21 protein-coding genes are annotated in these 25951 nt (G+C 64.1%); 13 read left to right on the top strand and 8 right to left on the bottom strand.

Annotated features, from left to right (window positions below; translation table 11 throughout):
• Entirely contained in the window at window positions 1-1632 is a 1632-nt protein-coding gene (locus E3O65_RS11130; protein WP_134363781.1) for a protein kinase domain-containing protein, read from the top strand.
• 48 nt (window positions 1633-1680) lie between these two features.
• Here the strand turns inward: E3O65_RS11130 and E3O65_RS11125 are convergent, their stop codons facing one another.
• From E3O65_RS11125 to E3O65_RS11115, 3 genes are all read right to left on the bottom strand, one after another.
• Window positions 1681-3081 carry a 2-oxo acid dehydrogenase subunit E2 gene (locus E3O65_RS11125; RefSeq protein ID WP_134363780.1) on the bottom strand — a complete coding sequence of 467 codons (1401 nt, stop codon included), beginning with the start codon at window positions 3079-3081 and terminating at the stop codon, window positions 1681-1683.
• Window positions 3082-3167: 86 nt separating this feature from the next.
• Window positions 3168-4538: a dihydrolipoyl dehydrogenase gene (gene lpdA, locus E3O65_RS11120; protein WP_134363779.1), complete on the bottom strand. Its 1371-nt coding sequence runs from the start codon at window positions 4536-4538 to the stop codon at window positions 3168-3170.
• A 100-nt stretch (window positions 4539-4638) separates the two neighbouring features.
• Window positions 4639-6126 carry a leucyl aminopeptidase gene (locus E3O65_RS11115; RefSeq protein WP_134363778.1) on the bottom strand — a complete coding sequence of 496 codons (1488 nt, stop codon included), beginning with the start codon at window positions 6124-6126 and terminating at the stop codon, window positions 4639-4641.
• A gap of 95 nt (window positions 6127-6221) precedes the next feature.
• Here E3O65_RS11115 and E3O65_RS11110 point away from each other — a divergent pair, with 95 nt between their 5' ends.
• The 5 genes from E3O65_RS11110 to E3O65_RS11090 all read left to right on the top strand — a co-directional run bounded on the left by E3O65_RS11110 (window position 6222) and on the right by E3O65_RS11090 (window position 12083).
• Window positions 6222-7145, top strand: coding sequence for a proteasome assembly chaperone family protein (locus E3O65_RS11110; RefSeq protein ID WP_134363777.1), 924 nt, complete (start codon window positions 6222-6224; stop codon window positions 7143-7145).
• Window positions 7146-7204: 59 nt separating this feature from the next.
• Window positions 7205-8539, top strand: a complete 1335-nt coding sequence (locus E3O65_RS11105; protein ID WP_134363776.1) for an MFS transporter — start codon at window positions 7205-7207, stop codon at window positions 8537-8539.
• Between the two features lie 231 nt (window positions 8540-8770).
• Window positions 8771-10081 carry an RNA polymerase sigma factor gene (locus E3O65_RS11100; RefSeq protein WP_241985588.1) on the top strand — a complete coding sequence of 437 codons (1311 nt, stop codon included), beginning with the start codon at window positions 8771-8773 and terminating at the stop codon, window positions 10079-10081.
• An 8-nt stretch (window positions 10082-10089) separates the two neighbouring features.
• Window positions 10090-11352: a Mur ligase family protein gene (locus E3O65_RS11095; protein ID WP_134363775.1), complete on the top strand. Its 1263-nt coding sequence runs from the start codon at window positions 10090-10092 to the stop codon at window positions 11350-11352.
• A gap of 2 nt (window positions 11353-11354) precedes the next feature.
• A complete protein-coding gene (locus E3O65_RS11090; RefSeq protein ID WP_134363774.1) occupies window positions 11355-12083 on the top strand; it encodes a type 1 glutamine amidotransferase in 729 nt (242 codons plus the stop codon).
• Window positions 12084-12144: 61 nt separating this feature from the next.
• Here E3O65_RS11090 and E3O65_RS11085 read toward each other — a convergent pair whose 3' ends face one another.
• On the bottom strand, window positions 12145-12381 hold the full coding sequence (locus E3O65_RS11085; protein ID WP_134363773.1) for a DUF7455 domain-containing protein: 237 nt from the start codon (window positions 12379-12381) through the stop codon (window positions 12145-12147).
• 172 nt (window positions 12382-12553) lie between these two features.
• On the opposite strand from E3O65_RS11085, the gene E3O65_RS11080 reads away from it, so the two are divergent.
• Entirely contained in the window at window positions 12554-14635 is a 2082-nt protein-coding gene (locus tag E3O65_RS11080) for a DNA gyrase/topoisomerase IV subunit B (RefSeq protein ID WP_134363772.1), read from the top strand.
• A 17-nt stretch (window positions 14636-14652) separates the two neighbouring features.
• Here the strand turns inward: E3O65_RS11080 and E3O65_RS11075 are convergent, their stop codons facing one another.
• Window positions 14653-15351, bottom strand: coding sequence for an SDR family NAD(P)-dependent oxidoreductase (locus E3O65_RS11075; RefSeq protein ID WP_134363771.1), 699 nt, complete (start codon window positions 15349-15351; stop codon window positions 14653-14655).
• 37 nt (window positions 15352-15388) lie between these two features.
• A complete protein-coding gene (locus tag E3O65_RS11070; RefSeq protein ID WP_134363770.1) occupies window positions 15389-17872 on the bottom strand; it encodes a DNA gyrase/topoisomerase IV subunit A in 2484 nt (827 codons plus the stop codon).
• 91 nt (window positions 17873-17963) lie between these two features.
• On the opposite strand from E3O65_RS11070, the gene E3O65_RS11065 reads away from it, so the two are divergent.
• Window positions 17964-19109: an alkaline phosphatase family protein gene (locus E3O65_RS11065; protein ID WP_134363769.1), complete on the top strand. Its 1146-nt coding sequence runs from the start codon at window positions 17964-17966 to the stop codon at window positions 19107-19109.
• A 17-nt stretch (window positions 19110-19126) separates the two neighbouring features.
• Here E3O65_RS11065 and E3O65_RS11060 read toward each other — a convergent pair whose 3' ends face one another.
• Window positions 19127-19723, bottom strand: a complete 597-nt coding sequence (locus E3O65_RS11060) for a DUF3043 domain-containing protein (RefSeq protein WP_338419185.1) — start codon at window positions 19721-19723, stop codon at window positions 19127-19129.
• Between the two features lie 37 nt (window positions 19724-19760).
• On the opposite strand from E3O65_RS11060, the gene E3O65_RS11055 reads away from it, so the two are divergent.
• The 5 genes from E3O65_RS11055 to ctaF all read left to right on the top strand — a co-directional run bounded on the left by E3O65_RS11055 (window position 19761) and on the right by ctaF (window position 24905).
• Window positions 19761-21182 carry a dipeptidase gene (locus E3O65_RS11055; protein WP_134363768.1) on the top strand — a complete coding sequence of 474 codons (1422 nt, stop codon included), beginning with the start codon at window positions 19761-19763 and terminating at the stop codon, window positions 21180-21182.
• 136 nt (window positions 21183-21318) lie between these two features.
• Complete coding sequence (gene erpA / locus E3O65_RS11050; protein WP_134363767.1) at window positions 21319-21675, top strand: iron-sulfur cluster insertion protein ErpA; 357 nt, start codon at window positions 21319-21321, stop codon at window positions 21673-21675.
• Between the two features lie 176 nt (window positions 21676-21851).
• Window positions 21852-22739: an aa3-type cytochrome oxidase subunit II gene (gene ctaC / locus E3O65_RS11045; RefSeq protein ID WP_134363766.1), complete on the top strand. Its 888-nt coding sequence runs from the start codon at window positions 21852-21854 to the stop codon at window positions 22737-22739.
• A 3-nt stretch (window positions 22740-22742) separates the two neighbouring features.
• A complete protein-coding gene (gene ctaD, locus E3O65_RS11040; RefSeq protein WP_134363765.1) occupies window positions 22743-24482 on the top strand; it encodes an aa3-type cytochrome oxidase subunit I in 1740 nt (579 codons plus the stop codon).
• Window positions 24483-24905 carry an aa3-type cytochrome oxidase subunit IV gene (gene ctaF, locus E3O65_RS11035; RefSeq protein WP_134363764.1) on the top strand — a complete coding sequence of 141 codons (423 nt, stop codon included), beginning with the start codon at window positions 24483-24485 and terminating at the stop codon, window positions 24903-24905. It abuts the gene before it with no gap.
• 367 nt (window positions 24906-25272) lie between these two features.
• Here the strand turns inward: ctaF and E3O65_RS11030 are convergent, their stop codons facing one another.
• Window positions 25273-25929, bottom strand: a complete 657-nt coding sequence (locus E3O65_RS11030) for a methyltransferase domain-containing protein (RefSeq protein WP_166785728.1) — start codon at window positions 25927-25929, stop codon at window positions 25273-25275.
• Window positions 25930-25951 lie beyond the last annotated feature (22 nt).

Genomic DNA, 25951 nt, shown 5'->3' with positions numbered 1-25951 from the left:
ATGGTGGTCGTTGACGGGGTGTCCCCGAACGGAACCCGGTGCAGCCCGGAGGCAATTCGAACCGTCCAGTATTCCTGCATGAGACCTCTCGCGCGATTCACACGTGGCCCCGCCGGTCCGCCTCTGCCCCTGGAACCTGACGTCACCCTGGCCTTGATTGCCGGATACCGAGTGGTGCGACGCGTGGCGTCCAGCGAGCGTTCCGATGTGTATGTGGGCGTTGCGCCGGTCCGGCCGACGGTGACGGCGGCCGGAGGTGCTGTGCCGGAACCGAATGATCGAGGTGTTCCGGTGATTCTGAAGGTATTTCGCTCGGCAGCGGAGCAGTCGGGCGTCGAACGGGAGGTCCGCGCATTGACGATGTTGGGCTCCGGTCAGTTGGCCACGCTTCTCGACCTGGGCACCCTTCCGGACGGCCGCACCGTTCTGGTTCTCGAACATGTCACGGGTGGGTCACTCAGCCGCCATCTGGAGCAACAACGATGGGTCCGGCCGGGGGAAGCGGTCACGATCCTGGCTCCGGTCGTGGCCGCCCTGGCCCAGCTGCACCGGATTGGGCTCGTCCACACCGGCCTGAACCTGTCGTCGGTGCTCTTCGATTCCACCGGTCGGCCTGTGGTGACCGGGCTCGGTGCGCTCAGAGACCTGCCCGGCCCCGGCCCGCGACGCATGGATGCGCTCGGCTCGGTGAGGGCTCAGGTCGGCCTGCTGGTGTGCGCCGTTCTGGATCACGTGCATCCCGGAGACGCGGCCGGGGACGCACGCCAGGCTCTGAGCCGGTGGTGCGCTCCACTCGGCCTACGCGAACGAGCCAGCACCGTCGACGAGCTCGAGCACCTGCTCTTTGCCTGGGCCGAGGCAGTCCCGGTGCGGCCGAACCGGGGCCGTGCACGGGCCGGCGCTACTCAGCCGGAAGTGTCGGGTCAGCTGCTGCGACGGGCACTCCCGGATGCGCACACAGGGCAGCCGCCCACCGCGTCGGCGGGCGGGAGAGAGCGCCAATCAGGCTTCGAACGAGCTCTGTACGCGCTCTCCAGTCATGGCAGGGCCGTCGCAGTCCGGCTGCGGAATCTGAAAATGCCCGAGCCTCTCAGCAGGACGATCAGCGCCGGGCGCTTTGCCCGCCGCGGCCCGCTCTTCCTCGCGGTCGCCGTTGCGGTCGCCGTTGCGGTCGCAGCAGCCGGACTGGCCTTCATCGCCTTCGGAACTCCCAAATCCATGAACGCACCTAAGGCTCAGACACCGTCGATATCCGCTTCGAGCGCGCACGCCACACCGGCGGACCTGACCGATGAGGCGGTATCGGACGACGACCCTGTGCTGGCAGTCCCGGCCCTGTTGGAACGCCGGTCTCAGTGCTTGCACGAAGCCTCAGTGATCTGCCTCGACGGCGTGCATCAGGCCCAATCGGCTGCGCTGACGGAAGACACGTACGCTCTGCGCATGATTCAGCAGGGCGGAGAGGCGCCCGACCGGGATCCTCTCGAAACGTGGACGGTTGCACTGGTGGAACGCGCAGGCGATGCCGCCCTGGTCTCATTGCAGGCACCTGACCCGAAACGCCAGCCGGCCTCGATCCTTGTAGTCAAGGGCGAGGCCGGCTGGCGGATCAGAGCGATTTTTGACTACTAGTCGGGACGCGCGATTCGCTTACGGTGTGCGGAATCGGGTCGTCGGCGACTACATGCCGAGGTTCGCCTCGAAATCACCAGCCTCGAGACGCTGCTTCATCGTGACGAGGAAACGTGACGCATCCGCGCCGTCGATGATGCGGTGGTCGTAGGACAGAGCCAGGAACACGGTCGAGCGGATTGCGATCGCATCGAGTCCACCCTGGCTGACGACGATCGGCTTTTTGTAGACGACACCGGTGCCGAGGATGGCGCTCTGCGGCAGGAAAACGACCGGGGTGTCGAAGAGTGCGCCGCGCGAACCGGTGTTGGTGAGCGTGAATGTGCCACCGGATAGCTCGTCTGGCTTGAGCTTGTTGTCGCGGGTGCGCTGGGCGAGGTCGGCGATCTGGGCGGCGAAGCCGGCCAGATCGAGGTCGCCCGCGTTGCGCACCACGGGGGTCAACAGGCCGCGCTCGGTGTCGACCGCGATGCTGATGTTCTCCTGGCTCGGGTACACGATCGTGTCACCGTCGATGGTGGCGTTGATGATCGGGTTGGCCTGGAGCGCCTCGGCAGCGGCCAACGCAAAGAACGGCAGGAAGGACAGTTTGTTGCCGGTCTTGGCCTGGAAGTCGGCTTTCACCTTGTCGCGCAGGATCGCGACCCGGGTGACGTCGACCTCAACGACGGTCGTCAGCTGCGCCGACGACTGCATCGAGATGACGGCGCGCTCGGCGACAACCTTGCGAAGGCGCGACATGGGCTGCGTGGTCCCGCGCAGAGCCGAAACCTCGACAGCCGGTGCTGATGCCGCTGCCGCGCCGGCCGGAGCGGCAGACTGGGCGAGCACGATGTCTTCCTTGCGAATGCGTCCGCCAACGCCGGTCCCTACAACGCGGGACAGGTCGACGCCGGCCTCATTCGCGAGCTTGCGCACGATGGGAGTGACATAGCCGGAGGTGCCGGCGTGCGATCCACGCGCCTCGGACTCTGCCACGGGCTCCGGAGCAACCGGGGCCGCGACGGGCGTTTGAACGACGGGTGTCGGCGCGAAGACCGGCGCCGGCGCTACCACCGGAGGGGCGACCGGTGCGGGTACCGCAGCTGGTGTTGCAGCCGGTGCTGCCACAGGGGCGGAGGCCTCGACCGGGGCCGGAGCCTCGACCTGCGCCGGGGCCGCAACCGGCGCCGGGGCCTCAACGGGTGTCGCGGCTGGCGCGGCGGCGGCGGAACCGTCACCGATGGTGACCAAAGGGGTGCCGACCTCGACGGTCTCGTCTTCCTGAACCAGGATCGCCTCGATCACACCGGCAATGGGAGACGGGATTTCTGTGTCCACCTTGTCGGTCGATACTTCCAGCAGCGGCTCGTCGACTTCGACGCGGTCTCCCACGTTCTTCAGCCAGCGTGTGACCGTACCCTCTGTGACACTCTCGCCGAGTGCCGGGAGGTTAACGGATTCGCTCATGCGATTGTCTCCTTCAAAGCCATTTGTCTGTGTTTAGTGTTCTGAATGTCTGAATGTCTGGATGTCTGGATGTCTGAATCCGACGGCTAGGCGTGCAGGGGCTTGCCGGCCAGGGCAAGGAATGCTTCGCCGAGTGCCTCGTTCTGGGTGGGGTGGGCGTGCAGGAACGGGGCGATATCCTCAGGGTAGGCCTCCCAGTTCACAACGAGCTGGCCCTCGCCGATCAGCTCACCGACTCGGGCCCCGATCATGTGCACACCGAGGATGGGGCCGTCTTTCACCCGGACGAGCTTGATCGAACCACTCGTTCCGAGGATGGAGCTTTTACCGTTTCCACCGAGGTTGTACTCGAAGGTCGAGATCTGGTCGGCGCCGAACTTCTCGGCGGCCTTGGCCTCCGAATAGCCCACGGACGCGATCTCGGGGTCGCAATAGGTCACCTTGGGGATGTTGAGATCATCAACGACGATCGGGTTCAGGCCCGCGATCTCCTCGGCGACAAAAATGCCCTGCTGGAATCCACGATGGGCGAGCTGCAGGCCAGGGACGATGTCGCCCACAGCGAAGACGCCGGGGATGTTCGTCGCGAGGCGCTCGTCGGTCAGGACGAACCCGCGGTCCATGGCGACACCGACCTCTTCGAAGCCAAGGCCGGCGGTCGAGGGGCCACGGCCGACGGCGACGAGCAGGATCTCGGCCTCGATGACCGTGCCATTCTCCAGGGTGATGACGACGCCGTTCTCATGCTGGGTGACGCTCTGGAACCGGACGCCGAGCGAGTACTCGATGCCGCGCTTGCGGAACGCTCGCTCCAACTGCTTGGAGATGGACTCTTCCTCGTTGGGGACGAGGTGGGGCAGGGCCTCGATTACCGTGACGTCCGCTCCGAAGGACTTCCACACGCTGGCGAACTCAACGCCGATCACGCCGCCACCAAGGATGGCGACCTTCTGGGGAACGAACTCGAGTTCGAGGGCGTGCTCGCTGGTCATAACCCGGCCGCCGATGGCGAGCCCTGGCAGTGAGCGTGAGTATGACCCGGTCGCGAGCACGACGTTCTTGCCCACGATGGTGTCAGCGCCGACCTGCACGGTGTTCGGGGCGACGAGGCGACCTTCGCCCTCGATCACGGTGATGCCTCGTGATTTGATCAGGCCCTGCAGTCCCTTGAACTTCGACGCCACGATGCCCTTGCGGAACGCGTTGACGGCCGGCATGTCGATGCCGTCGAACTGAGTCCTCACACCGTACTTCGCGGCTTCGCGACTGACGTCGGCAACCTCGGCGGAATGCAGGAGCGCCTTGGTCGGGATGCAGCCAAGGTGCAAGCAGGTGCCGCCGAGCTTTCCCTTCTCGATCAGGCCAACGGTGAGGCCGAGCTGAACGGCACGCAACGCGGCCGCGTAGCCGCCGCTTCCGCCGCCGAGAACGACAAGGTCAAAATTCTGTTCCGACACCCAGATACTCCCTTATGCATTACTACCCGGACCGCCCGGAGCGAGAAGACGCATCCGGGCAGGCGAAGAGCGGGCAAGCTTTCTCGCCCACTCGACTGTACTACGAGCGCGAAAAATCCTCGGCCAGTCGCAACAGCGTCCGAACCGAGATTCCGGTCGGTCCAGTATTCGTGAAGCCCCAGGCGCTACCCGTGTTGTGCGCCGGGCCGGCGATGTCCAGGTGTGCCCACGGGATCGTCTCGGCGGCGTCTCCGTCGCCGCGCGTGCCGATGAACTCCTGAAGGAAGACACCGGCGAGGAGCATGCCTCCATGGGCACTGCCGATTTTGGCGTTGGCGATGTCGGCCACGTCCGAGTTGAGCAGGGGACGGAGTTCCTCGGGGAGCGGCATGGGCCACACGAGTTCGCCGACCGCCTTGCCTGCCGTGAGCACCCGGGCGACAAGTGCGTCCTCACCCATGGCTGCGTAGTAACGGGTGCCGAGGGCGACGAGAGCGGCTCCCGTCAACGTGGCGACGTCGACGATCGCATCCGGGCCCTCTTCGCCGGCGGCGACGAGCCCATCTGCCAGGACCAGGCGACCCTCGGCATCCGTGTTCAGCACCTCCACCGTTCGGCCTCCGCGGATCCGCAACACATCGTTCGGCCGGATGGCCGAGCCGGACGGCATGTTCTCCGCGATGCACAGCCAGGCGGTGATGCGCACGTTCAATTTCAGGCGGGCCGCCGCCAGAGTCACGGCCAGCACGGTGGCTGCCCCTGTCATGTCGTACTTCATACCGACCATGGATGCTGGCGGCTTGAGGGAGAGTCCGCCGGTGTCGAAGGTGATGCCCTTGCCGACCAGAGCGAGGTGCGGTGTCGCCCCCTCTGGCGCGTAGCTGACCTTGACCAGACGAGGAGGCCTGGTCGATCCCTGGCCGACGCCCGCGATTCCGCCGAAGCCGTCGACAGCGAGCTGTTCTTCGTCCCACACTCGCACGTCGACGGGGAGACCGGCCGCTGCGTCGACGGCCTGGCGGGCCAGCGAGTCGGGATAGAGATCGGATGGGGGCATGTTGACCAGGTCCTTGACCAACCTGACCGCCTCGGCAATGACGGAGACGCGTTCGACGGCACCGGCCGGCTCATCGGCTGCGTGAACCGTGATCTCTGTGGCCGGCAGCTTGGTCGCGGCAAGGGAGCTCTGACGGTATGCCGTGTAGGAGTACGCGCCGAGGGCCGCACCCTCCAGTACTGCCTCGACTTCGGCATCCGACATAGTCGGGAAGGCAAAGGCCACCGAGGTGACCCCGGTGAGCTGGCGGACCGCGGAACCCGCCGCTTGGCGCAAGGTGTCGATGGTTGCTTCCGTGCCGATTCCGACGACGGCGATACTCCGAGCGTCGCCAATCGAAGCGGAGAGGCGCACGACCTGGTCGCGTCTGCCGGTGATGCCCAGCGGTGCGAGCTGATCCGCGAGACCGGCGAAGGCCCGGTCGGCGAATAGCGAGGCGGAGTCGCCGGACTGGAGCGCGCCGACAATGAGTACGTCCGCCTCCGATGCCAAAGCGGGTCCTGCGGATATGGTCAGGCGAGGTGCGGTCATCCATTGATCGTACGCGCCGGGCCTGTTCGCTCTGGGCATCACGTCGTGGCCGCCGATTCCCGCTCACCTCCGAAATTGGCGCTTACAGTTAAAACATGCGTGATCCTGGAGACATCTATGAGCTGAGTACGGACGTCGTGAGCGTCCCGGAAGGGCTTCACCTTGTCGCGGGTTTGACCGGGTTCGCGGATGCCGGCGGCGCAGTATCCCAGTTCACCGAGTATCTCCTCGCCACTCTCGAGCACAACGTCGTCGCGACCTTCGACGCTGACGTGCTGCTCGACTATCGGGCGCGACGGCCGATCATATATTTCGACCAGGACCATCTCACCGACTTTCAGCCTCCGGCGCTGCGACTGTACCTGGCCACGGACGAGATCGGCCAGCCCTTCCTGCTGCTGGCCGGCTACGAGCCGGACTTCCGCTGGGAGCAGTTCACCGCGGCGGTGCAGCAGCTCGAGCGCCGCTTCAAGGTGGCCTCGACCACGTGGGTGCACGCGATTCCGATGCCCGTCCCGCATACGCGCCCCATCGGGGTCACCGTCAGCGGTACCCGATCCGATCTGATCGAGACCATGTCCGTATGGCGTCCCCACACGCAAGTGCCCGCGAACGCCCTCCACCTGCTTGAATTCCGGCTGCAGGAGAGTGGAGCCTCGGTTGCGGGTTTCGTGCTGCTCATCCCGCACTATCTGGCGGATACGGAGTTCCCCTTGGCTGCTCTGGCGGCCCTGGACAGCACGAGCGCCTCCACAGGGTTGATCTTCCCCACCGATCGTGTGCGGGAACAGAATCGTGAGTTCGTCGCCCGAATCGACGAACAGGTGCACGACAATCCCGAGCTGGCCAAGCTGGTCGCCACGCTCGAGGAGCGTTACGACACCTATATGGAAGGCAGCACGCTTCGCTCTCCCTTGACGGATGAGGCGGGCGAACTGCCCAGTGCCGATGAGATCGCCGCCGAGCTGGAGAATTTCCTGGCCGCCCGACGCAGTAGAGAAGACGGCTCGCCGGCCTGATCAGGCACCGGGCTCGCCGCCTGCGTTCCGGTGTCTGGGCATGCGAGTACGTTTAATCAATGAACTCGCGCCAGTCCTGGTTGATCTTTTACATCGGGTCGTTCGCATACCTCTCCGCTGTGCTGCAGCGCTCCTCACTCGGCATCGCCGGCGTCGCCGCCACCGAGCGGTTCGGTGGGTCCGCATCACTGCTGTCCAGCCTTGCGGTGGTCCAGCTCGCGGTCTACGCCGCAGCCCAGATACCTGTGGGCGTTCTGATCGACCGCTACGGGGCCCGCGTGCTGGTCATCACGGGTACAGCCCTCATGGTCATCGGCCAGGTCACCCTGGCGTTCGCGCCCAGCATGACCATCGCCGTGATCGGGCGAATCCTTGTCGGTGCCGGGGACGCAGCACTGTTCATCTCCATGATCCGGCTGATCGCATCCTGGTTCACGGGGCGGATCGTTCCGCAGCTCTCGCAGTGGCTGGGCAACATCGGTCAACTCGGCCAGGTCCTGTCGGCCGTGCCTTTAGCCTGGGTGCTGCATACCTGGGGCTGGACGCCCACCTTCCTCTCGGCCGCCTCCGTCGCCATGGTCGCCCTCGTCGTCGTGATCGTGGTCGTGCGGGACCAGCCTGACCGAGCATCCGTTGAAAACAGGCCCAGCAGTTGGCGGGCTGCCCTCGTGCAGCTCAAGCACAGCTTCAAGCGCCCGGGCACCCAACTCGGATTCTGGTCGCACTACGTCACCCAGTCCTCCGGAACGGTGTTCACTCTGCTCTGGGGTTTCCCTTTCATGGTTTACGGGCTCGGCTACAATCCCTCGCTGGCTGCGGCAATGCTCATGGTCCTGGTGGGCGCGGGTATGGTCTGCGGGCCGCTTCTCGGCATTCTGACGGCCCGCTATCCGTTGCGCCGCAGCAATATCGTGCTCGGTGTGGTCACCCTGATGGGTGTCGCCTGGGCAGCAGTCCTGCTGTGGCCAGGGGAGCCGCCGTTCTGGCTCATCGTCCTGCTGCTGATAGCTCTCGGAATTGGCGGCCCTGGCTCACTCATCGGCTTTGATTTCGCACGTACCTTCAATCCCCAACGCAATCACGGGTCTGCGAACGGAGTCGTGAACGTCGGCGGTTTCACCGCCAGCTTCGTGATGGTCTACCTCATCGGGCTGCTGCTCGACCTGCAGGACCAATGGAGAGTCGCTGGCGGAGCGGCAACCGACCTGTACTCGTTGGACTCCTTCCGGGTCGCCTTTTCCGTTCAGTTCGTGGTGGTGGGCATCGGGGTGCTCTTCCTCCTGCGCGCCAGAATGCGCACCCGCGTTAAGCTCTCCCGTGATGAGGGAGTCGAGGTCGCTCCACTCTGGGTGGCCGTGGCGCGCGCCTGGCGCCGACGTCAGAGACCGGAATAGTCATCCGCCTGGCTTGTCTCATACACAAAGCATGCAATAATTGTCAATAGGGCCCGTTCTGGTCCTGGGAGCACCGGCCATAGTGCCGGGGCAAGAAGCCCGGGACTTGACATGGGTCCTAGTACTGCCCAAAATCCACACTGCCCAGGCACAGTTCCCGCCAGACCCATTCGGTCGGGACCCGCCTGGCAGCGCCGCCGGCGTTTACGCCCCGGCATGAGAGGTGTTCGAATGGCAACCCGCACAAAAATCGAGCAGACCGAAGAGCCCACCGTGAACCCCGCAAGCGTTCCTGAGGCCATTGTGGCGCCGCCTAAGGCCGCCGCCGCGAAGAAGCCGACGAAGGCCGCTTTGGCCAAGGCTGCTGCTGCAGCCGCCGCGGCAGCGAACGGTGACGAGAAGCCGGCGCCCCGCAAGCGTGCCGCTAGCACCAAGACGAAGGCCAAGCCGGCGTCGGACGATCATGATGAGGCCGCCCACGGCGATGACACGGATGCCGACGACGACTCCGACGAGGCAAAGAAGAAGCGTGCAGCATCCGCCGAGGCTCTCCCGAGCGGGGCACTGGTTTTGTCCCTGGTCGACGATGACGACGAGGTCCCGGTCTACTCCAGCGCGATCACGGGTGCGACGGCTGACCCGGTCAAGGACTACCTGAAGCAGATCGGCAAGGTTGCCCTGCTGAACGCCGCCGAGGAGGTCGAACTGGCGATGCGAATCGAAGCCGGTCTCTTCGCTGAAGACAAGATGTCGCTGATGACCGACGCCGAGAAGAAGAGCGCCCTCGGCCGCGAACTCATGTGGGTCGCCAAGGACGGCGCCCGTGCGAAGAGCCATCTCCTGGGTGCGAACCTACGCCTGGTCGTCTCGCTCGCCAAACGTTACACGGGCCGTGGAATGCAGTTCCTCGACCTGATCCAGGAAGGCAACCTGGGCCTCATCCGTGCCGTTGAGAAGTTCGACTACACCAAGGGGTTCAAGTTCTCGACCTATGCCACCTGGTGGATCCGCCAGGCGATCACCCGAGCCATGGCCGACCAGGCTCGAACGATCCGCATTCCGGTGCATATGGTCGAGGTCATCAACAAGCTCGCCCGAGTGCAGCGGCAGATGCTTCAGGACCTCGGTCGGGAGCCCACGCCTGAAGAGCTGAGCCGGGAACTGGACATGACACCGGAAAAAGTTGTCGAGGTCCAGAAGTACGGCCGCGAACCAATCTCCCTGCACACCCCGCTCGGCGAGGATGGCGACAGCGAGTTCGGCGACTTGATCGAGGACACAGAAGCCGTCGTCCCCGCGGATGCCGTCGGATTCACCATGCTGCAGAAGCAGCTGGAGAGTCTGCTCGACTCGCTGTCCGAGCGTGAAGCCGGTGTCATTCGTATGCGCTTCGGCTTGGGCGATGGCATGCCGAAGACCCTTGACCAGATCGGTGACACGTTCGGGGTGACGCGTGAGCGCATCCGTCAGATCGAGTCCAAGACCATGGCCAAACTGCGTCACCCCTCGCGGTCGCAGTCCCTACGCGACTACCTCGAATAGAGAGCGGTTTGCGCTACGCGCCAGCAATTCTCCTCGGACGGGTCGTTCGTGTACTGGCCCGATGGCGGAAGCCCGGCGGCGGATCCGCTGTTCCGGGACTCGTCGTCAACAAGGTCGCCCCCGGCTTCCTTCCACGTACCCTGAACAGCTTTCCCGACGGTCTGATCATCGTCACCGGATCAAGCGGTAAATCGACCACCACGAAAATGCTGGTCGCGGCTCTGCGTGCGCACGGGACGGCCGTCTTCACCAACCAGTCCACGGCCAACATCAGTCAGGGACTGACGTCAGCACTGCTCGAACAGGTCAGCCTGAGCGGACGTATCGCCGGGGACATCGCCGTGCTTGAAATGGACGAGGGCCATGGAGCCCTCATTTCCGGTTCGCTGACACCGCGGGTCGTCACTCTCACCAACGTGATGGTCGACCAGATCGATCGTTTCCATGACTCGGACATGGTCGCGGCCATGCTGGCCAAGATCGCGGCCCGCGCCACCGGAACCGTGGTCATTAACGCGGATGACCAGTATCTGGCCAATCTCGCGGACCACCTTGACGGGTCTGCCACCGTGGCACGCTACGGCGTCTCCGCCGAGGTGCTCGCGGCCAACCCCAGGGGTCTGGGCTACAGCGCCACGACGGAAGATCGTCTGGACGCGGGGGAGGGCATGCTCCTAACCCAGGCACAGGGCCGTCGGGCCACGGTCAGTATTTCAGGTCGGGAATTCCCACTCGGGTTGCCGGCACGCGGCACGCACTACGCCGTAGACGCGTTGACTGCCCTCTGCACCGTGCAGGCTGCCCTGGGAGACCGCTTCGACCCTATTCGGGCCATCGACGCCATCTCGGCGATCCCGCCGGTTTTCGGTCGCGGTGAGATCGTCACCGTGCGCGGTCAGCAGGTCGAGTTCGTTCTCGTACAGAATCCGGCCAGTTTTCAGTTGAATGTCGACAGTCTCGAATCAGGCACTGAGCAGATCCTGGTCGCGATCGGGTCCGATGTACGTGACCCCTCCTACTTCTGGCCTGTCATCACCTCCGGGCTCTCCCGGGTCCGGATCGCCTCCGGGTCTAAAGGACACGACATTGCGCTGCAGCTGGCCTACGACGATGTCGTCGTCGACCGCATAGAACTGGATTTGGGCCGGGCTCTGGATGATTTCCTGGCCCTTCCAGAACCGCTGATCGGGATGAAGACGATCATCTTTTCCGCGGATTCGATGCGGCGCACCCGCGCACATCTGGGTCTCGTCACGAACAGTGAGGCTTAGGAATGACACGTCCGCTCACCATCGTCTCGCTGCTGCCGGAGCTCCTGGGCACCAACGGGGACGCCGCCAACGCCCGGGTTCTGGCCCAGCGATCCAGGTGGGCGGGCATCGAAGCCGAAGTGATCGACGTTCGATCGGCAACAGATCTACCTGAGTACGTGGACGCCGTCGTGATCGGGTCTGGCTCAGACTCCGATCTGATCTCTGCGCGGGACATCCTCGCGCCGATGACAACTAATCTTCGAGAGTGGACGACTGCCGGTGTTCCCATTCTGGCTGTCGGCACCGGCTGGGAACTGCTGAGCTGGGGAATCGAGCTCGCTGACGGCACCGCGATCGAGGGGCTCGGCGTCGTGGCAGGCCGCGCCACTCCGATGCCGGAGCGAGCCACGGACGACATCGTGGTCGACTCACGCCACGGGCGTCTCGTTGGCTTTGAAAACCACGCCCGCAACTATGTGGGGGCTGAGGCGTCGCCGCTCGGTCAGGTGCGGACCGGGACCGGAAACGGGGCCGGGACAGAGGGCCTTGTGATGGGCACCCTCATCGGTACGCATCTGCACGGGCCGGTACTGGCCCGGAATCCCGGCCTGGCGGACCATCTTCTGCGTTCTGCTCTCGTCCGAACGGGACAGATGTATGCACCCGGAGTTCGTACGCAAGCCGCAGATGACATCGCACAAGCCGCACGCAATCAGGTTGCGGTACGGCTGGGTCTTTCGGCAGAGTAACGCACTAGAGGGTGTAGGGCAGCAGGAGCTGCCCTACACCCTCATCCTCGACGAGCTTCGATCAGGAGCGCTGATCCTCGAGGAGGCGGCTTGACTCGTCGTGCCAGCTTTCGGCGATGGCGGCAAGCTTTTCTTGGTGCTTGCGGCCGTGGTGTGCGCAGAACAGCAACTCGCTGTTGTTTACGACTACACGAATGTAGGCCTGAGCTCCACAAGCGTCACAGCGGTCTGCTGCAGTGAGCTGGTGGGGTGCCTTCTCTTGGTCGATGGCACCATTTTCGGTTGCGATCTGGGACATGGTTTCCTCCTCCAGACTGATACCAAGTGATACCAATTTAACCTGGACTCAATGTAAACACGGCTTGCCGTCGTTATCGAGTCGGTTTCACGCTATTTCGCTCACCGCGTAGCGCTCATCGATCGGGTGTCGGTGAGAGGGCGACGCTCGACGATCGGTATTCTTAATCGTTGTGAGTTCTTCTGATTATTCTGCCCGCCATCTTTCAGTCCTCGAGGGCCTGGAAGCGGTTCGCAAACGTCCGGGCATGTACATCGGTTCCACCGATTCACGCGGCCTCATGCACTGCCTGTGGGAGATCATCGACAATTCGGTCGACGAAGCCCTAAGCGGCTTCGGGAACAGCATCGACATTGTCCTGCACCCGGACGAAAGTGTCGAAGTGCGGGATACGGCGCGGGGTGTTCCCGTGGACATCGAGCCGAAGACCGGTCTGACCGGCGTTGAGGTCGTCTTCACGAAACTGCACGCCGGCGGCAAGTTCGGCAGCGGGTCCTACGCAGCATCCGGTGGCCTGCACGGTGTGGGTGCCTCCGTGGTCAACGCACTTTCTGAACGACTCGACGTTGAAGTCGATCGCGATGGCAAGACGTGGGCCATGTCGTTCCACCGCGGGGAACCGGGTATTTTTGCGGACGCGGGGGAGAAGAGCCCCGATGCACCGTTTACTCCGTTCGAGAAGCGGAGCGAACTGCGGGTCGTCGGCAAGGTGAAGCGCGGTGTGACGGGAACCCGAGTGCGGTACTGGGCGGACCGGCAGATTTTCACTAAGGGGGCGGCCTTTCAAACCGAGGAACTGCTCGGGCGGGCGCGCCAGACGGCATTCCTCGTGCCCGGTCTGACCATCGAGATTTCCGACCGGCGCACAGACGTCCATGTCCTGGAGTCTTTCAACTTCGAGGGCGGGATCTCGGAATTCGTCGACCATCTCGCGACCGACACCCCGATCACCGACACGTGGCGCCTCACCGGGAGCGGAACCTTCTCGGAGACCGTGCCGGTCCTCACCGACACGGGGGCCATGGTTCCCACCGAGCTGGTTCGCGATTGCATCGTGGACATCGCCCTCCGCTGGGGCACCGGCTATGACACCGTCATCAAAAGTTTCGTGAACATCATCGCGACTCCCAAGGGTGGAACGCACCAGGCCGGCTTTGACGCCGGCCTGCTCAAGTTTCTGCGCGGACAGGTCGAGTTGAACGCCCGCCGCCTCAAAATGGGGTCGGACAAGCTTGATAAGGACGACGTAATGGCAGGCCTCACCGCCGTCCTGACCGTTCGCCTGCCCGAGCCGCAGTTCGAGGGCCAGACCAAGGAGGTCCTTGGCACCCCCGCCGTCCGCGCGATTGTCGCGAATGTCGTGGCCCAGGCCATGAACGAGCGCTTCGTTTCGACGAAACGGGATGACAAAGCGCAGTCAGCGGTGGTGCTCGACAAGATTGTCGCCGAGATGAAGTCTCGCATTTCGGCGCGGGCACACAAGGAGACTCAGCGGCGCAAGAATGCCCTCGAAAGCTCATCGCTGCCGGCCAAACTGGTTGATTGCCGCAGCAACGACGTCTCGACCAGCGAGTTGTTCATCGTCGAGGGCGACTCTGCGCTGGGAACGGCGAAGCTCGCCCGCGACAGCGAGCATCAGGCCCTCCTCCCCATTCGGGGCAAGATCTTAAACGTGCAGAAGGCCTCCGTGGCCGACATGTTGTCGAACGTGGAGTGCGCATCGATCATCCAGGTGATCGGGGCCGGCTCAGGTCGAAGCTTCGACCTGTCCGCCGCGCGTTATGGAAAAGTCATTATCATGAGCGATGCGGATGTCGACGGCGCGCACATCCGCACGCTGCTGCTCACGCTCTTTTTCCGCTACATGCGTCCGATGATCACCGAGGGACGTGTTTTCGCGGCGGTGCCCCCGCTCCACCGGGTCGTGGTGATGAATCCCGGCACCAAGCCCAACGAAACCATCTACACGTATACCGAGCAGGAGCTGCAGGCTGTGCTGGCCGGCCTCAAGAAGAGCGGCAAGCGCTATCAGGATCCGATTCAGCGTTACAAGGGTCTCGGTGAGATGGACGCCGATCAGCTTGCGACGACGACCATGGAGCGCGCGCATCGCACGCTCCGCCGAGTCAGGGTTGCCGACGCCGAGATGGCGGGCAATGTTTTCGAGCTTTTGATGGGCAACGACGTTGCACCACGCAAGGAGTTCATTATTGAGAGTTCGGACAAGCTCAGCCGCGACCGTATCGACGTTTGACGTTCGGACTCAGGCGTCTAGGCCTGAAATGACGTGCTCGGCAGGTCGCGTTCGCCGTCGACGATAGCGGCGACGACGCGCTCGGCCACGGCGACCGGTCGATGCCCAGCTGGCAGGCGTGGTGCCGTGCCCGCGATCGGGTGCGTCGAGAGGTCCGTCTCGGTGTGGCCTGGCCGTGCATCGAGAAGGCGGATGCCGCTCCGGCGAAGTTCCCGGCCTGCGGCCTGACCGAATGCGGCGACGGCGGCCTTCGACGCGGAGTAGGCAGCAAGGTTGGCGGTGGGGCTTTCGCTGACGACGCCGCTGAAGGTGAGTACGAAGGGCTCGCGGCCCTGTTCCGCCGACTCGGTCAGGGCAGCCCGGGCAGCCCGGAGCAGGCGGATGGGGGCGAGAGCGTTCAGGTTGAACAATTCGCTCAGGGTTTCGTCGGTCACCTCGAGTGCAGGTCCGAAGGCGACGACGCCCGAGGCGTTGACGATACCGTCGAGACGTCCGTGCACTCTGATCGCCTCGGCGATGAGGGCCGTGATGGCCGCAGGGTCCGTCAGATCGGCGGCAATAGCCGTTCCAGGGACCGATAGCCCGTCGAGTTTTTCCTGGCTGCGACCGCTGAGGATGAGCAGGGCGCCGTCGCCCGCCAGGAGCCGGGCGATCTCTCGTCCGAGTCCGCCGGAGGCACCGAGCACGAGAATTACCGAATCTGCGAGGTGTGTCATTCGGCCACCCTAGCCCACGAGTCTGCCTGGCTCAGTGTCAGCCGATCGGGGATCCGATGGTGCCGATCACCGAGTCGAGCATGGCCCCGGAGGCGTCTCGCCGGGAGCCGGATTCGGGCAGCGAACGCGGCGTCCCGTCCACGCCGACCGCGCGGGCGGGCAGCGGACCCACCCAGGCGATGGAGACCATGTCTTCGCCCTTCAGGAACCTTTGGGAGCGCACCCCGCCGGTTCCTCGCCCCTTAGCCGGGTATTCGGTGAAATCGGAGACCTTGGCGCTGCCGGGGTCTGTGCCGGGCAGGGTGTGGCTGCCCGTGGCGACCGTGGTCACAACCAGGGTCGCCTCGCTGGACGAGGGCACACTGGTGAAATAGACCACATGGGCGTCGGGAGCCAGTTTGATACCTGCCATTCCGCCGGCCGTACGGCCCTGGGGGCGCACGGAACCGGCGGGGAAACGCAGCAGCTGAGAATCCGAGGCGATGAAGACGAGCTCATCGCTTTCCGAACCCTGCGCTGCACCCACGACCACGTCTTTGGGCTTCAGTCCGATGATTTCAAAGTCGGGTTTGTTGGCCCAGTCGCCCGCGGTCACCCGTTTAACAATGCCTTGCCGGGTTCCGAGGACGATTGACCGCTCGGAGTCGAAAGCGATCAACGCGAGTATCTTCTCCGCCTTGTTGGGGAGCGACAGATAGTCGCCGACGCCGACGCCTGCTGCGAGTTGGATGGACGTCGGCGGCATTACGGGAAGGTCTACGGGGGAGAAACGGATGATCCGGCCCAGGCTGGTGACGGCACCGATCTCGGTGCGGCTAGTGGTGTCCAGAACGGATAGCACGGCGTCATGCTTGCTGCGTCGCTGCGCTGGCGTGATCCTCTCGGGCAGATCCTCACTGTCAGCCGGGAGGTCAACCCGCGCAATTCTGCCGGTCGTGCTGAGGTAGACCCTGGTGGGAGTGTCCGTCACCTCGAGGATGGCGGCCTTGCGCTTGGCGGCGGCGCTGTTTGCACCCGCGATGCTCGGCTTGGCCTCGGTCAGCAGCGTGCGCCGCGGTGTTCCGAATCGCTCAGCTGTCGACGCGAGCTCGTCTGACACCAGGGTACGGATGGCTGCTTTGCTGCCGAGAAGCTTCTCTAGGGCGGCGATCTCAGCCATCAACTGGTCGCGTTCCGTTTCGAGTTCGATCCGCGAGAAGCGGGTCAGGCGCCGCAGTCTGAGTTCGAGGATGTACTCGGCCTGGATCTGGCTGAGGTCGAAGACGTCGATCAGTCTGGTCCGCGCCTGTTCGCTGTCGTCGCTGGCACGGATGACCTGGATCACCTCATCGATGTCGACGATTGCCACCAGCAGCCCTTCGACCAGGTGCAGGCGTTCCTTCCGGCGGGCGAGCCGGTAAGCCGATCGCCGGGTCACGACCTCGATTCTGTGCCCGATGTAGACGAGGAGCAGTTCCCGCAGGCCCAGGGTCTGCGGTCCGCCGTCGACGAGTGCGACGGCATTGATGTTGAAGGAGTCTTCGAGCGGCGTGTAGCGATAGAGCTGTTCCAGAACGGCCTCCGGGCTGAAGCCCGTCTTAATGCCGATGACGAGACGAAGACCCTTGGTGCGGTCGGTCAGGTCGGTGACGTCTGAGATGCCACTCAGCTTCTTCGAAGTGACGCCGTCCTTGATCTTCTCGATGACACGCTCTGGTCCGACGAGGTAAGGGAGTTCGGTGACGACGAGGCCCGCCTTGCGGGCGGTGATCGCCTCAACGGATACGCGGGCCCTGGTCTTGAACCCCCCTCGGCCGGTCGCGTACGCATCCTTGATCCCCGCCAGCCCCACAATCGTTCCACCGGTGGGCAGGTCGGGGCCGGGGACGAACTCCATCAGGTCGTCCAAGGTGGCAGTGGGGTGGGCTAGCAGATGCCGCGCAGCGCCGACGACCTCGATCAGGTTGTGCGGGGCCATATTCGTGGCCATTCCCACCGCGATGCCGCTCGCGCCGTTAACCAGCAGATTCGGGTACGCCGCCGGGAGAACATCCGGCTGGGTGAGCTGGTTGTCGTAGTTGGGAACGAAATCGACAACGTCCTCGTCGAGATTCTCCGTCATGGCGAGAGCCGGTGCGGCCAGCCGAGCCTCGGTGTACCGCGGGGCGGCTGGCCCGTCGTCGAGCGAGCCGAAGTTGCCGTGACCGTCGATGAGGGGAACCCGCAACGTGAACGCCTGGGCCATGCGTACGAGCGCGTCGTAGATCGCCGTGTCGCCATGGGGATGTAACTTGCCCATGACCTCGCCCACCACCCGGGCCGACTTCACGTGGCCGCGATCGGGGCGCAGCCCCATCTCGCTCATTTGGTAAAGGATGCGTCGCTGCACAGGCTTGAGGCCGTCGCGGGCGTCCGGAAGCGCCCGGGAGTAGATGACCGAGTAGGCATACTCGAGGAACGAGCCCTGCATCTCTGTGGAGACATCGACGTCTTCGATGCGTTCGGTGAACGTGGCGGGCGGGGTGCTGTCTGAACGGCTCATTCGTGGATTCTGCTGAGGCGTGCGTTATGGGACGCGCGCTGTCGGGTAGGCGCTGGATCGATCCGGCCGGGTCTATGTCAGACTTGGCCCGATGCCCTCCATGCTACCGGCCCGCCAATTCAGCACCCTGCGCCTTGCCGATGTCCTCGCAAGTTCACTCTCGTCGATCCAGGGGCTCTCGAACACCCTGGGTCTCGGCCCGGCGAACAAGTCGGTCATCGTGCTGGCCGACGGCCTCGGCGTCAGCTCGCTCCGTGCTCGGGCCGGCCACGCCAGGTTCTTGAATTCGTTGCTGACCAAGGCCAGCGTCGTCGACGGCGTCTTCCCGTCCACCACGGCCGCTGGAATCACGACCCTCACCACAGGCGTCGCACCGGGCGAGCATGGCCTGGTCGGCTACCGGGTCCGCGACGTCGACCGGGACCGTGTGGTCAATCAACTGACCGGCTGGGATACCGACATGCGACCGGAAACCTGGCAGCGCTCGCGAACCGTCTTCGAGCGGGCCGCGGATGCCGGCGTCCCCGGTTTCGCGATCGGCCCTCGCCGCTACGCCACCTCCGGATTCACCCAGGCGGCTCTCCGCGGTGCGCGCTACGTGTCCGCCGAGAGCGTCTCGGACCGGTTCGCCGCTGCAAGACACCTTTTGGACACCGAGCCGCGCGCCCTCGTCTACCTCTATGTTCCCGAGTTGGATGTGGCGGCGCACGCGCACGGATGGGAGTCCGACCGCTGGTTGGCCGCTCTGGAGAATCTCGACGGCGTGGCTGGCCGCTTCGCCGGCGGGCTGAAGGCCGATGAGGGGCTGCTTCTCACGGCCGACCACGGCATCATCGACGTTCCGGCCGCGAAACACGTGCTCTTCGACACTGTGTCGGCGCTCGTCGGCGGAGTCCGCCACATCGGCGGGGACCCCCGGTGCCTGCATCTCTACCTCGAACCAGACCTCGAGCCCAACTCCGCTGACGATCTTGCGGCCGCGTGGCGCGAGATCGAGGGCCACCGCGCCTGGGTGTTCACCCGCACAGAGGCGGTCGCAGCAGATCTGTTCGGCACGGTCGCCCCCGAGGTCCTGCCGCGCATCGGCGACGTCATCGTCGCTGCGCGCAAGCAGATCGCGTACTACGACTCCCGCGAACCCAATCAATCAGCCCGATCGATGGTCGGCCAGCACGGATCGCTGACAGACGAGGAACTCCGTGTGCCCCTGATCCGGTCCGGGGCATACTCCCTCTAGCATCGCTGGCCGGTGGGTCAGGCGGGGTACTGGCCGCGCTTGACCTGCGGCTTCGGCAAGCGCATGGGACGCAGCTGCAGTGCCCGCATGGCTGAATACCACCGCACGCGTTCCACCTTGCCGGCACCGAACTTGGCGGTCAGCTTGCGCGTGACCGTGAAGCCCAGAATGACACTGTCGACGACGGCAACGAGGAAGAACGCCCACAAGGCGAGGATGCCGTAGGTCTGTACCGACGGGTCGGGAAAGAAGGTCAGCAGGATCACCAGGAACATCACCGGGATCATGAACTCACCGACGTTGAACCGGGCATCGACGTAGTCACGCACGTACCGCTTCTGAGGACCACGTTCCCGGACCGGGAGGTACTTCTCATCGCCGGCTGCCATGCCGACACGGGCGCGGTCACGGGCCTCGGCAGCTTTCCCTCTGGCCTGCTTGGCGGCAAGCTTCCGATCGTCGGGAACGAGTGGGCGCTTGTTCAGTGCTTCCTGCTGCCTGCGGCTGGGCGTCGCCTGCCCCTTTCCGGCAGGCGGGAGGCCCGCCAGGCGAGACTTGGTCTCTTCCGAAGTCTCCATGGATGGTTGTGCGTCTGGGTTCACTGGCTTAGCCACATCAGTTCCTTGCAATTGGTTGGATTAAGATTACCCGATGACCGATATTCGAGAAACAGCGCCCGCGACACTCTCGCCGGCCGCCCAGGAACTTCGCACCGCCGTCGAGCGGGGCCTGCCCACGACCATCGCCGACCTGTGCGCGCTGGTGCGGATTCCCTCCGTTTCGTGGGACGCCTTCGACGCCGATCAAGTGGCCCGGAGCGCGGATGCCGTCGCGGCACTGGTGCGCGACCTCGGCGTGTTCGAATCGGTTGAGATCAAAACAGCCGCCATCCCGGGCGGGGCCGAACTCGGCCATCCGGCAATTCTCGCCACACGGGCGGCCCGAGGCGGCCGTCCGACAGTCCTTCTCTACGCGCACCACGACGTCCAACCCCCCGGACAGGACGAAGACTGGGAGTCAAGCCCGTTCGAGCCGACAGTTCGCGGCGACCGCCTGTACGGACGCGGAGCGGCGGACGACAAGGCTGGAGTCATGGCCCACATCGCCGCGATCCGCGCGTTGGTCGAGGCGATTGGCCCGGACTTCGACCTGGGCCTGGCCCTCTTCATCGAGGGGGAGGAGGAATTCGGCAGCCGTTCCTTCGCGACCTTCCTCGAGGAGAACCGGGAGTCCCTGCGCGCGGATGCAATCGTCGTCGCGGACTCGAACAACTGGGACGTGTCCACCCCCGCACTCACCACAGCGCTCCGCGGCAACGTCACCTTCCGCCTCACGGTTCGCACCCTCGACCACGCGTCACACTCGGGCATGTTCGGGGGAGCGGTTCCGGATGCGATGATGGCCACCGTCCGCCTCCTCGCCTCTCTCTACGCTGACGATGGTTCGGTCGCCGTCGCTGGGCTGACAAGCATCGATGTCCCGACCCCCGACTATTCCGTCGGGCAACTGCGCCTGGAGACGGGCCTCACCGAAGGCGTCAGTCCGATCGGTCATGGCACGGTACTCAGCCGGATCTGGTCGCAGCCGGCCATTACCGTAACGGGTATCGACGCTCCCTCCGTGGCCAACGCCTCCAACACGCTCACTCCGGTAGTGAGCGTGCGTGTCAGCACTCGCATCGCTCCGGGCCAGCCGGCAGGTGAAGCGTACGCGGCCCTCGAGGCTCACCTTCTCGCACACACGCCATGGGGCGCCCATGTCGAGATTGACGACGTCGACACGGGGGAGGCCTTCCTGGTTGACACGGCAGGGTGGGCCGTTGCTGAGACGCGCAGCGCCATGGCTGAAGCATGGGGTGTCGATCCGGTGGACATCGGAGTGGGAGGGTCGATCCCGTTCATCGCCGATCTGGTGCGGGTGTTCCCCGAGGCCCAGATATTGGTCACCGGGGTTGAGGACCCCGATTCCCGAGCGCACAGCCCCAATGAATCCCTGCATCTGGGCGTGTTCAAGCGGGCGATTCTTAGCGAAGCCTTCTTGCTGGGCCGCTTGAACCAACGTTCGGCGAACTGACCTCTCCCCGGCGCGACTGCCGGGAATGCCAGGGGTGCATTCCCGGTTGCAGTGGGTAAAATCTAACGTGGAGTCCACGGGTGAAATCACCGCAGGGACAGACCGCGCGAACACAACACGTCAAATAAGGAGCATCATGACCGACACAGTAGCCACCAGCACCGCTGCCCATGGCGTGGGTCTGAGCGCGACCGCCGCCGAAAAGGTTCGCAGCTTACTCGCCCAGGAAGGCCGCGAAGACCTCCGCCTTCGCGTCGCCGTTCAGCCCGGTGGCTGTTCCGGACTTATCTACCAACTGTATTTCGACGAGCGCGTCTTGGACGGTGATGCTCTGGTCGACTTCGACGGCGTCGAGGTTGTCGTCGACAAAATGAGCGTGCCGTACCTCGATGGCGCGTCCATCGATTTCGAGGACACCATCCAGAAACAGGGGTTCACCATCGACAACCCCAACGCTGGGGGCAGCTGCGCGTGTGGAGATTCATTCAGCTGATCTAGACGGGCCGGTTCATTGACATGGGCATTGGCCACAAAGTGTGACTGGCGGCGAATTCGTTACCTTCACCGGCACGTTCGTGCACAACGGAACGTGTCCTTCGCAGTAGGCTGGAAACCTGTAAATATCACTTCCAGCGAAGTGTGTCGTCGAGTCCCACCGAAAGGTTACTGGTGCGCAAAAACCATCGTCTCCGATGGGCTGCAATTCCGATCGCAGCGTCGTTGGCCATTGTTCTAGCGGGGTGCTCTCAAGCCCAGCTTCACGGCTACCTTCCCGGCTTCGTCGAGGGGCAGCCGGCGGTGACCAACCAAACCGAACGGGTCGCAGGTCTGTGGACCACCTCCTGGATCGTTCTGATGATCGTGGGTCTCATCACCTGGGGACTCACCATCTGGGCCGTCGTCGTCTACCGACGACGCAAGGGCCAGACCGGGCTGCCCGTCCAACTGCGCTACAACATGCCGATCGAAATCTTCTATACGGTCGTTCCACTCATCCTCGTGGTGGGTTTCTTCGCCTTCACAGCGCGGGACCAGGCCGAGATCGAGGCGCGCTTCGACGCCCCTGACGTAAAAATCCAGGTCATCGGAAAGCAATGGGCGTGGGACTTCAACTACATCGATGAGGATGTCTATTCCGTCGGCATCCAGGGTCAGCCTGATGTCGAGGGCCCTGCCGGTTCGCTGGTGCAGTCCGAGATCCCGACGCTGGTTCTCCCCGTCGGGAAGAAGATCGAGCTGGCGCTCGACGCCCGCGACGTCATCCACTCGTTCTGGGTCGTCGACTTCTTGTACAAGAAAGACATGATTCCGGGCAAGACCAACTACATGTCGGTCATCCCGGAACGCATCGGCACCTACGCCGGCAAGTGCGCTGAGCTGTGCGGCGAATACCATTCGCTGATGCTCTTCAACGTCGAGGTCGTCTCCGAATCCGACTATGACACCTATATCGACTCCCTGCGCGCAGCGGGCAACGACGGCCAGCTCGGCCTCGAGTACGAACGCAACCAGAATCTGCCGGGCACATCAGCTCCGACCGAGCAGGAGGGCAACTAGGCCATGAGCACTGCTACCGCGGCACCTACCGCACCCACCACGCCCCCAGCGCCGCGTAAGCCCATCGGCGTCGAGCGCAAGGGCAACATCATCGTTCGCTGGATCACGTCCACCGACCACAAGGTGATCGGGTACATGTACCTGATCACGTCGTTCGTCTATTTTTGCCTCGCCGGCGTCATGGCCCTGGTCATCCGCGCTCAGCTCTTCGCACCCGGCCTCGAGGTCGTTCAGACTAAGGAGCAGTACAACCAGCTGTTCACGATGCACGGAACGATCATGCTGCTGATGTTCGCGACGCCACTGTTCTTCGGATTTGCCAACTCGCTCATGCCGCTGCAGATCGGCGCCCCCGATGTGGCATTCCCCCGCTTGAACGCCTTCTCCTTCTGGGCATTCTTCTTCGGCAGCCTCGTCGCCGTCGGCGGATTCCTCACCCCCCAAGGCGCGGCATCCTTCGGCTGGTTTGCCTACCAGCCGCTCGCCAGCACGACGTTCTCACCGGGCGTCGGGGGCAACCTCTGGATGGTCGGGCTCGGGCTGAGCGGGTTCGGCACCATCCTTGGAGCGGTGAACTTCATCACCACAGTGATCACGATGCGTGCACCCGGAATGACCATGTTCCGCATGCCCATCTTCACGTGGAACACTCTGGTCACCTCGCTCCTCATCCTGATGGCGTTCCCGGTTCTGGCCGCCGCCCTTCTGGCCGCCGCATCCGACCGCATCTTCCTCTCACACATCTACGATCCGGCAAACGGCGGCGCCATCCTCTGGCAGCACCTGTTCTGGTTCTTCGGTCACCCTGAGGTGTACATCATCGCGCTGCCGTTCTTCGGCATAGTTTCTGAGGTCTTCCCTGTCTTCAGCCGTAAGCCCATCTTTGGCTACAAGACGCTGATCTACGCAACTATTTCCATTGCGGCTCTATCCGTGGCGGTCTGGGCTCACCACATGTATGTCACCGGTTCCGTTCTGTTGCCGTTCTTCTCGCTGATGACCATGCTGATTGCTGTGCCGACCGGAGTGAAGATCTTCAACTGGATCGGTACCATGTGGCGCGGCTCCTTGACGTTCGAGACCCCCATGCTGTGGGCCCTCGGCTTCCTGGTCACCTTCACCTTCGGTGGACTCACGGGTGTCATCCTGGCCTCACCGCCCCTCGATTTCCACGTCTCGGACACGTACTTCGTGGTCGCGCATTTCCACTACGTCATCTTCGGCACCGTTGTCTTCGCCATGTTCAGCGGATTCTACTTCTGGTGGCCCAAGTGGACCGGAAAGATGCTGAACGAAAGCCTCGGCAAATGGCACTTCTGGATTCTCTTCATCGGTTTCCACACGACGTTCCTGGTGCAGCACTGGCTGGGAGTCGTGGGGATGCCTCGACGCTACGCGTCGTATCTGCCTGAAGACGGATTCACCTGGATGAACCAGCTGTCCACCATCGGTTCGGTCATTCTCGCGATCTCGATGATTCCGTTCTTCCTGAACGTGTACATCACGGCGCGGAATGCACCCAAGGTCACTGTGAATGACCCATGGGGCTTCGGTGCCTCCCTGGAGTGGGCTACGTCCTGCCCGCCGCCGCGGCACAACTTCACCTCAATCCCGCGCATTCGGTCCGAGCGTCCCGCTTTCGATCTGAACCACCCGGAAGCGGCCATGACCGTCGGTATCGGTCCCGGCAAGGACGCACCAGACGCCCCTACGTATGACGCAGCCGCGCAAAGGACGAAGTAAATGAGAGCCAACGTCAATCTCCTCTGGATTCTCAGTGGTTTCTTCGTCGTCGTCACTGCGGCCTATGTGATCTGGGGATTGGTTGACCCCACTCAGAACAAGATCGAATGGGCGGGCACGTTCGCGCTTGGGCTATCTGCAATCTTCGTCAGCTTCGTGGCCTTCTACCTCAGCCGGGTGCACGTCGCCCAGGGCGGGGAGCTCCCGGAGGACCGCCTCGATGCCAACATTGACGATGGAGACCCTGAGGTCGGCTTCTACAGCCCTTGGAGCTGGTGGCCGATCCTTCTCGCGGCCAGCGCCGCCCTGCTCTTCCTAGGGCTCGCAGTCGGCGTCTGGATCTCAATCATCGCTCTGGGCGTCGGCGTCATTTGTCTCGTCGGCTGGGTCTACGAGTACTACCGCGGCAACTTCGCGCGGTGATTTGAACAGCAGCGCCCCGGAGCGCACGGCGGCGTCCAGGACCCTCAGGTCCCGGGCGCCGTTTTTTTTGACGTGTCCGGTTTGGATGGAATAGTCGACGCCGCCGGCCCCAATGCCGCTCGTGTCGGTGAGATGCCGCCTGCTCAGGGCCTCTGGGGGCGCACAGCCTTCGTCGAGGAGGTCGACCTTGGCCAGTGAAAAGCAGGCAGGGTCAGTGCGGCGGCGACGGTGAGCTCGTCGATGGTATCGCCCCTGGCAACCACGAGCGGCCCACTTCTATGTGCGTGGGCGACACGACCGCGGAATTTGCGTGATCGCCGTCACCCGCGGGTGATCGGGTCTCCCGCCTCGGCCACGGTGAATAGGTTCACATTGGGCGGCGGCGGAAGCTGAGGACCTCGAACGACGCTGTTACCGTCTGTTCAGGGTCCAGGTGCCCCGCAACGTCGGCATCCATGTGGTGGGAGGACGGCCCCATTCCGATCAGAGCGGTGGCCTGAGCCTGATCCAGGACGAGGGAAGCGCTCAGCGTATCGTGTGTTTGCAGGTCGAAGCCCTGGGCGGCCAGCGTCTCCGAGAGGTGCACCGCCTTGTTCGCCGGAACGTCGAGAGCCAGCCCTGCGGCTCGCAGCTCCTGCAGGTGGGATTCCTGAGGCACCACCACCATCAGCACGCCCGACGGGCGCAGTACGCGATGGAACTCCGGCGGGTTGCGGGGAGCGAAGACGTTGAGGATGACGTCCGCCGCTGCGTCCCGGACCGGGAGGGCTGACCAGACGTCGGCGACCAGGCCGGAAACGTTGTCGTGGCCGGTCACCGTGCGAGCAACGGCCACCGGAGAAAGGTCCATGCCCAGCGCCTGAGCGTCGGGGGTGTGGCCCAGGACGCCCTGAAGGTAGTACCCCGTACCACAGCCGACGTCCAGAATGCGGCTAGGTTCACCCTCGGCGACACGCCTGGCCAGACATTCACGAAGCGGGGCGTACCACCCTGCGGATAGGAAGAGTGCCCGGGCATCCACCATGGCGGTACTATCGCCAATCAGC

Origin of the sequence: Cryobacterium breve (genome assembly GCF_004402375.1) — a bacterium.
Lineage (GTDB): Bacteria > Actinomycetota > Actinomycetes > Actinomycetales > Microbacteriaceae > Cryobacterium > Cryobacterium breve.
The sequence above is the reverse complement of the archived record's forward strand: the minus strand, read 5'-3'. Positions and strand labels throughout refer to the sequence as shown.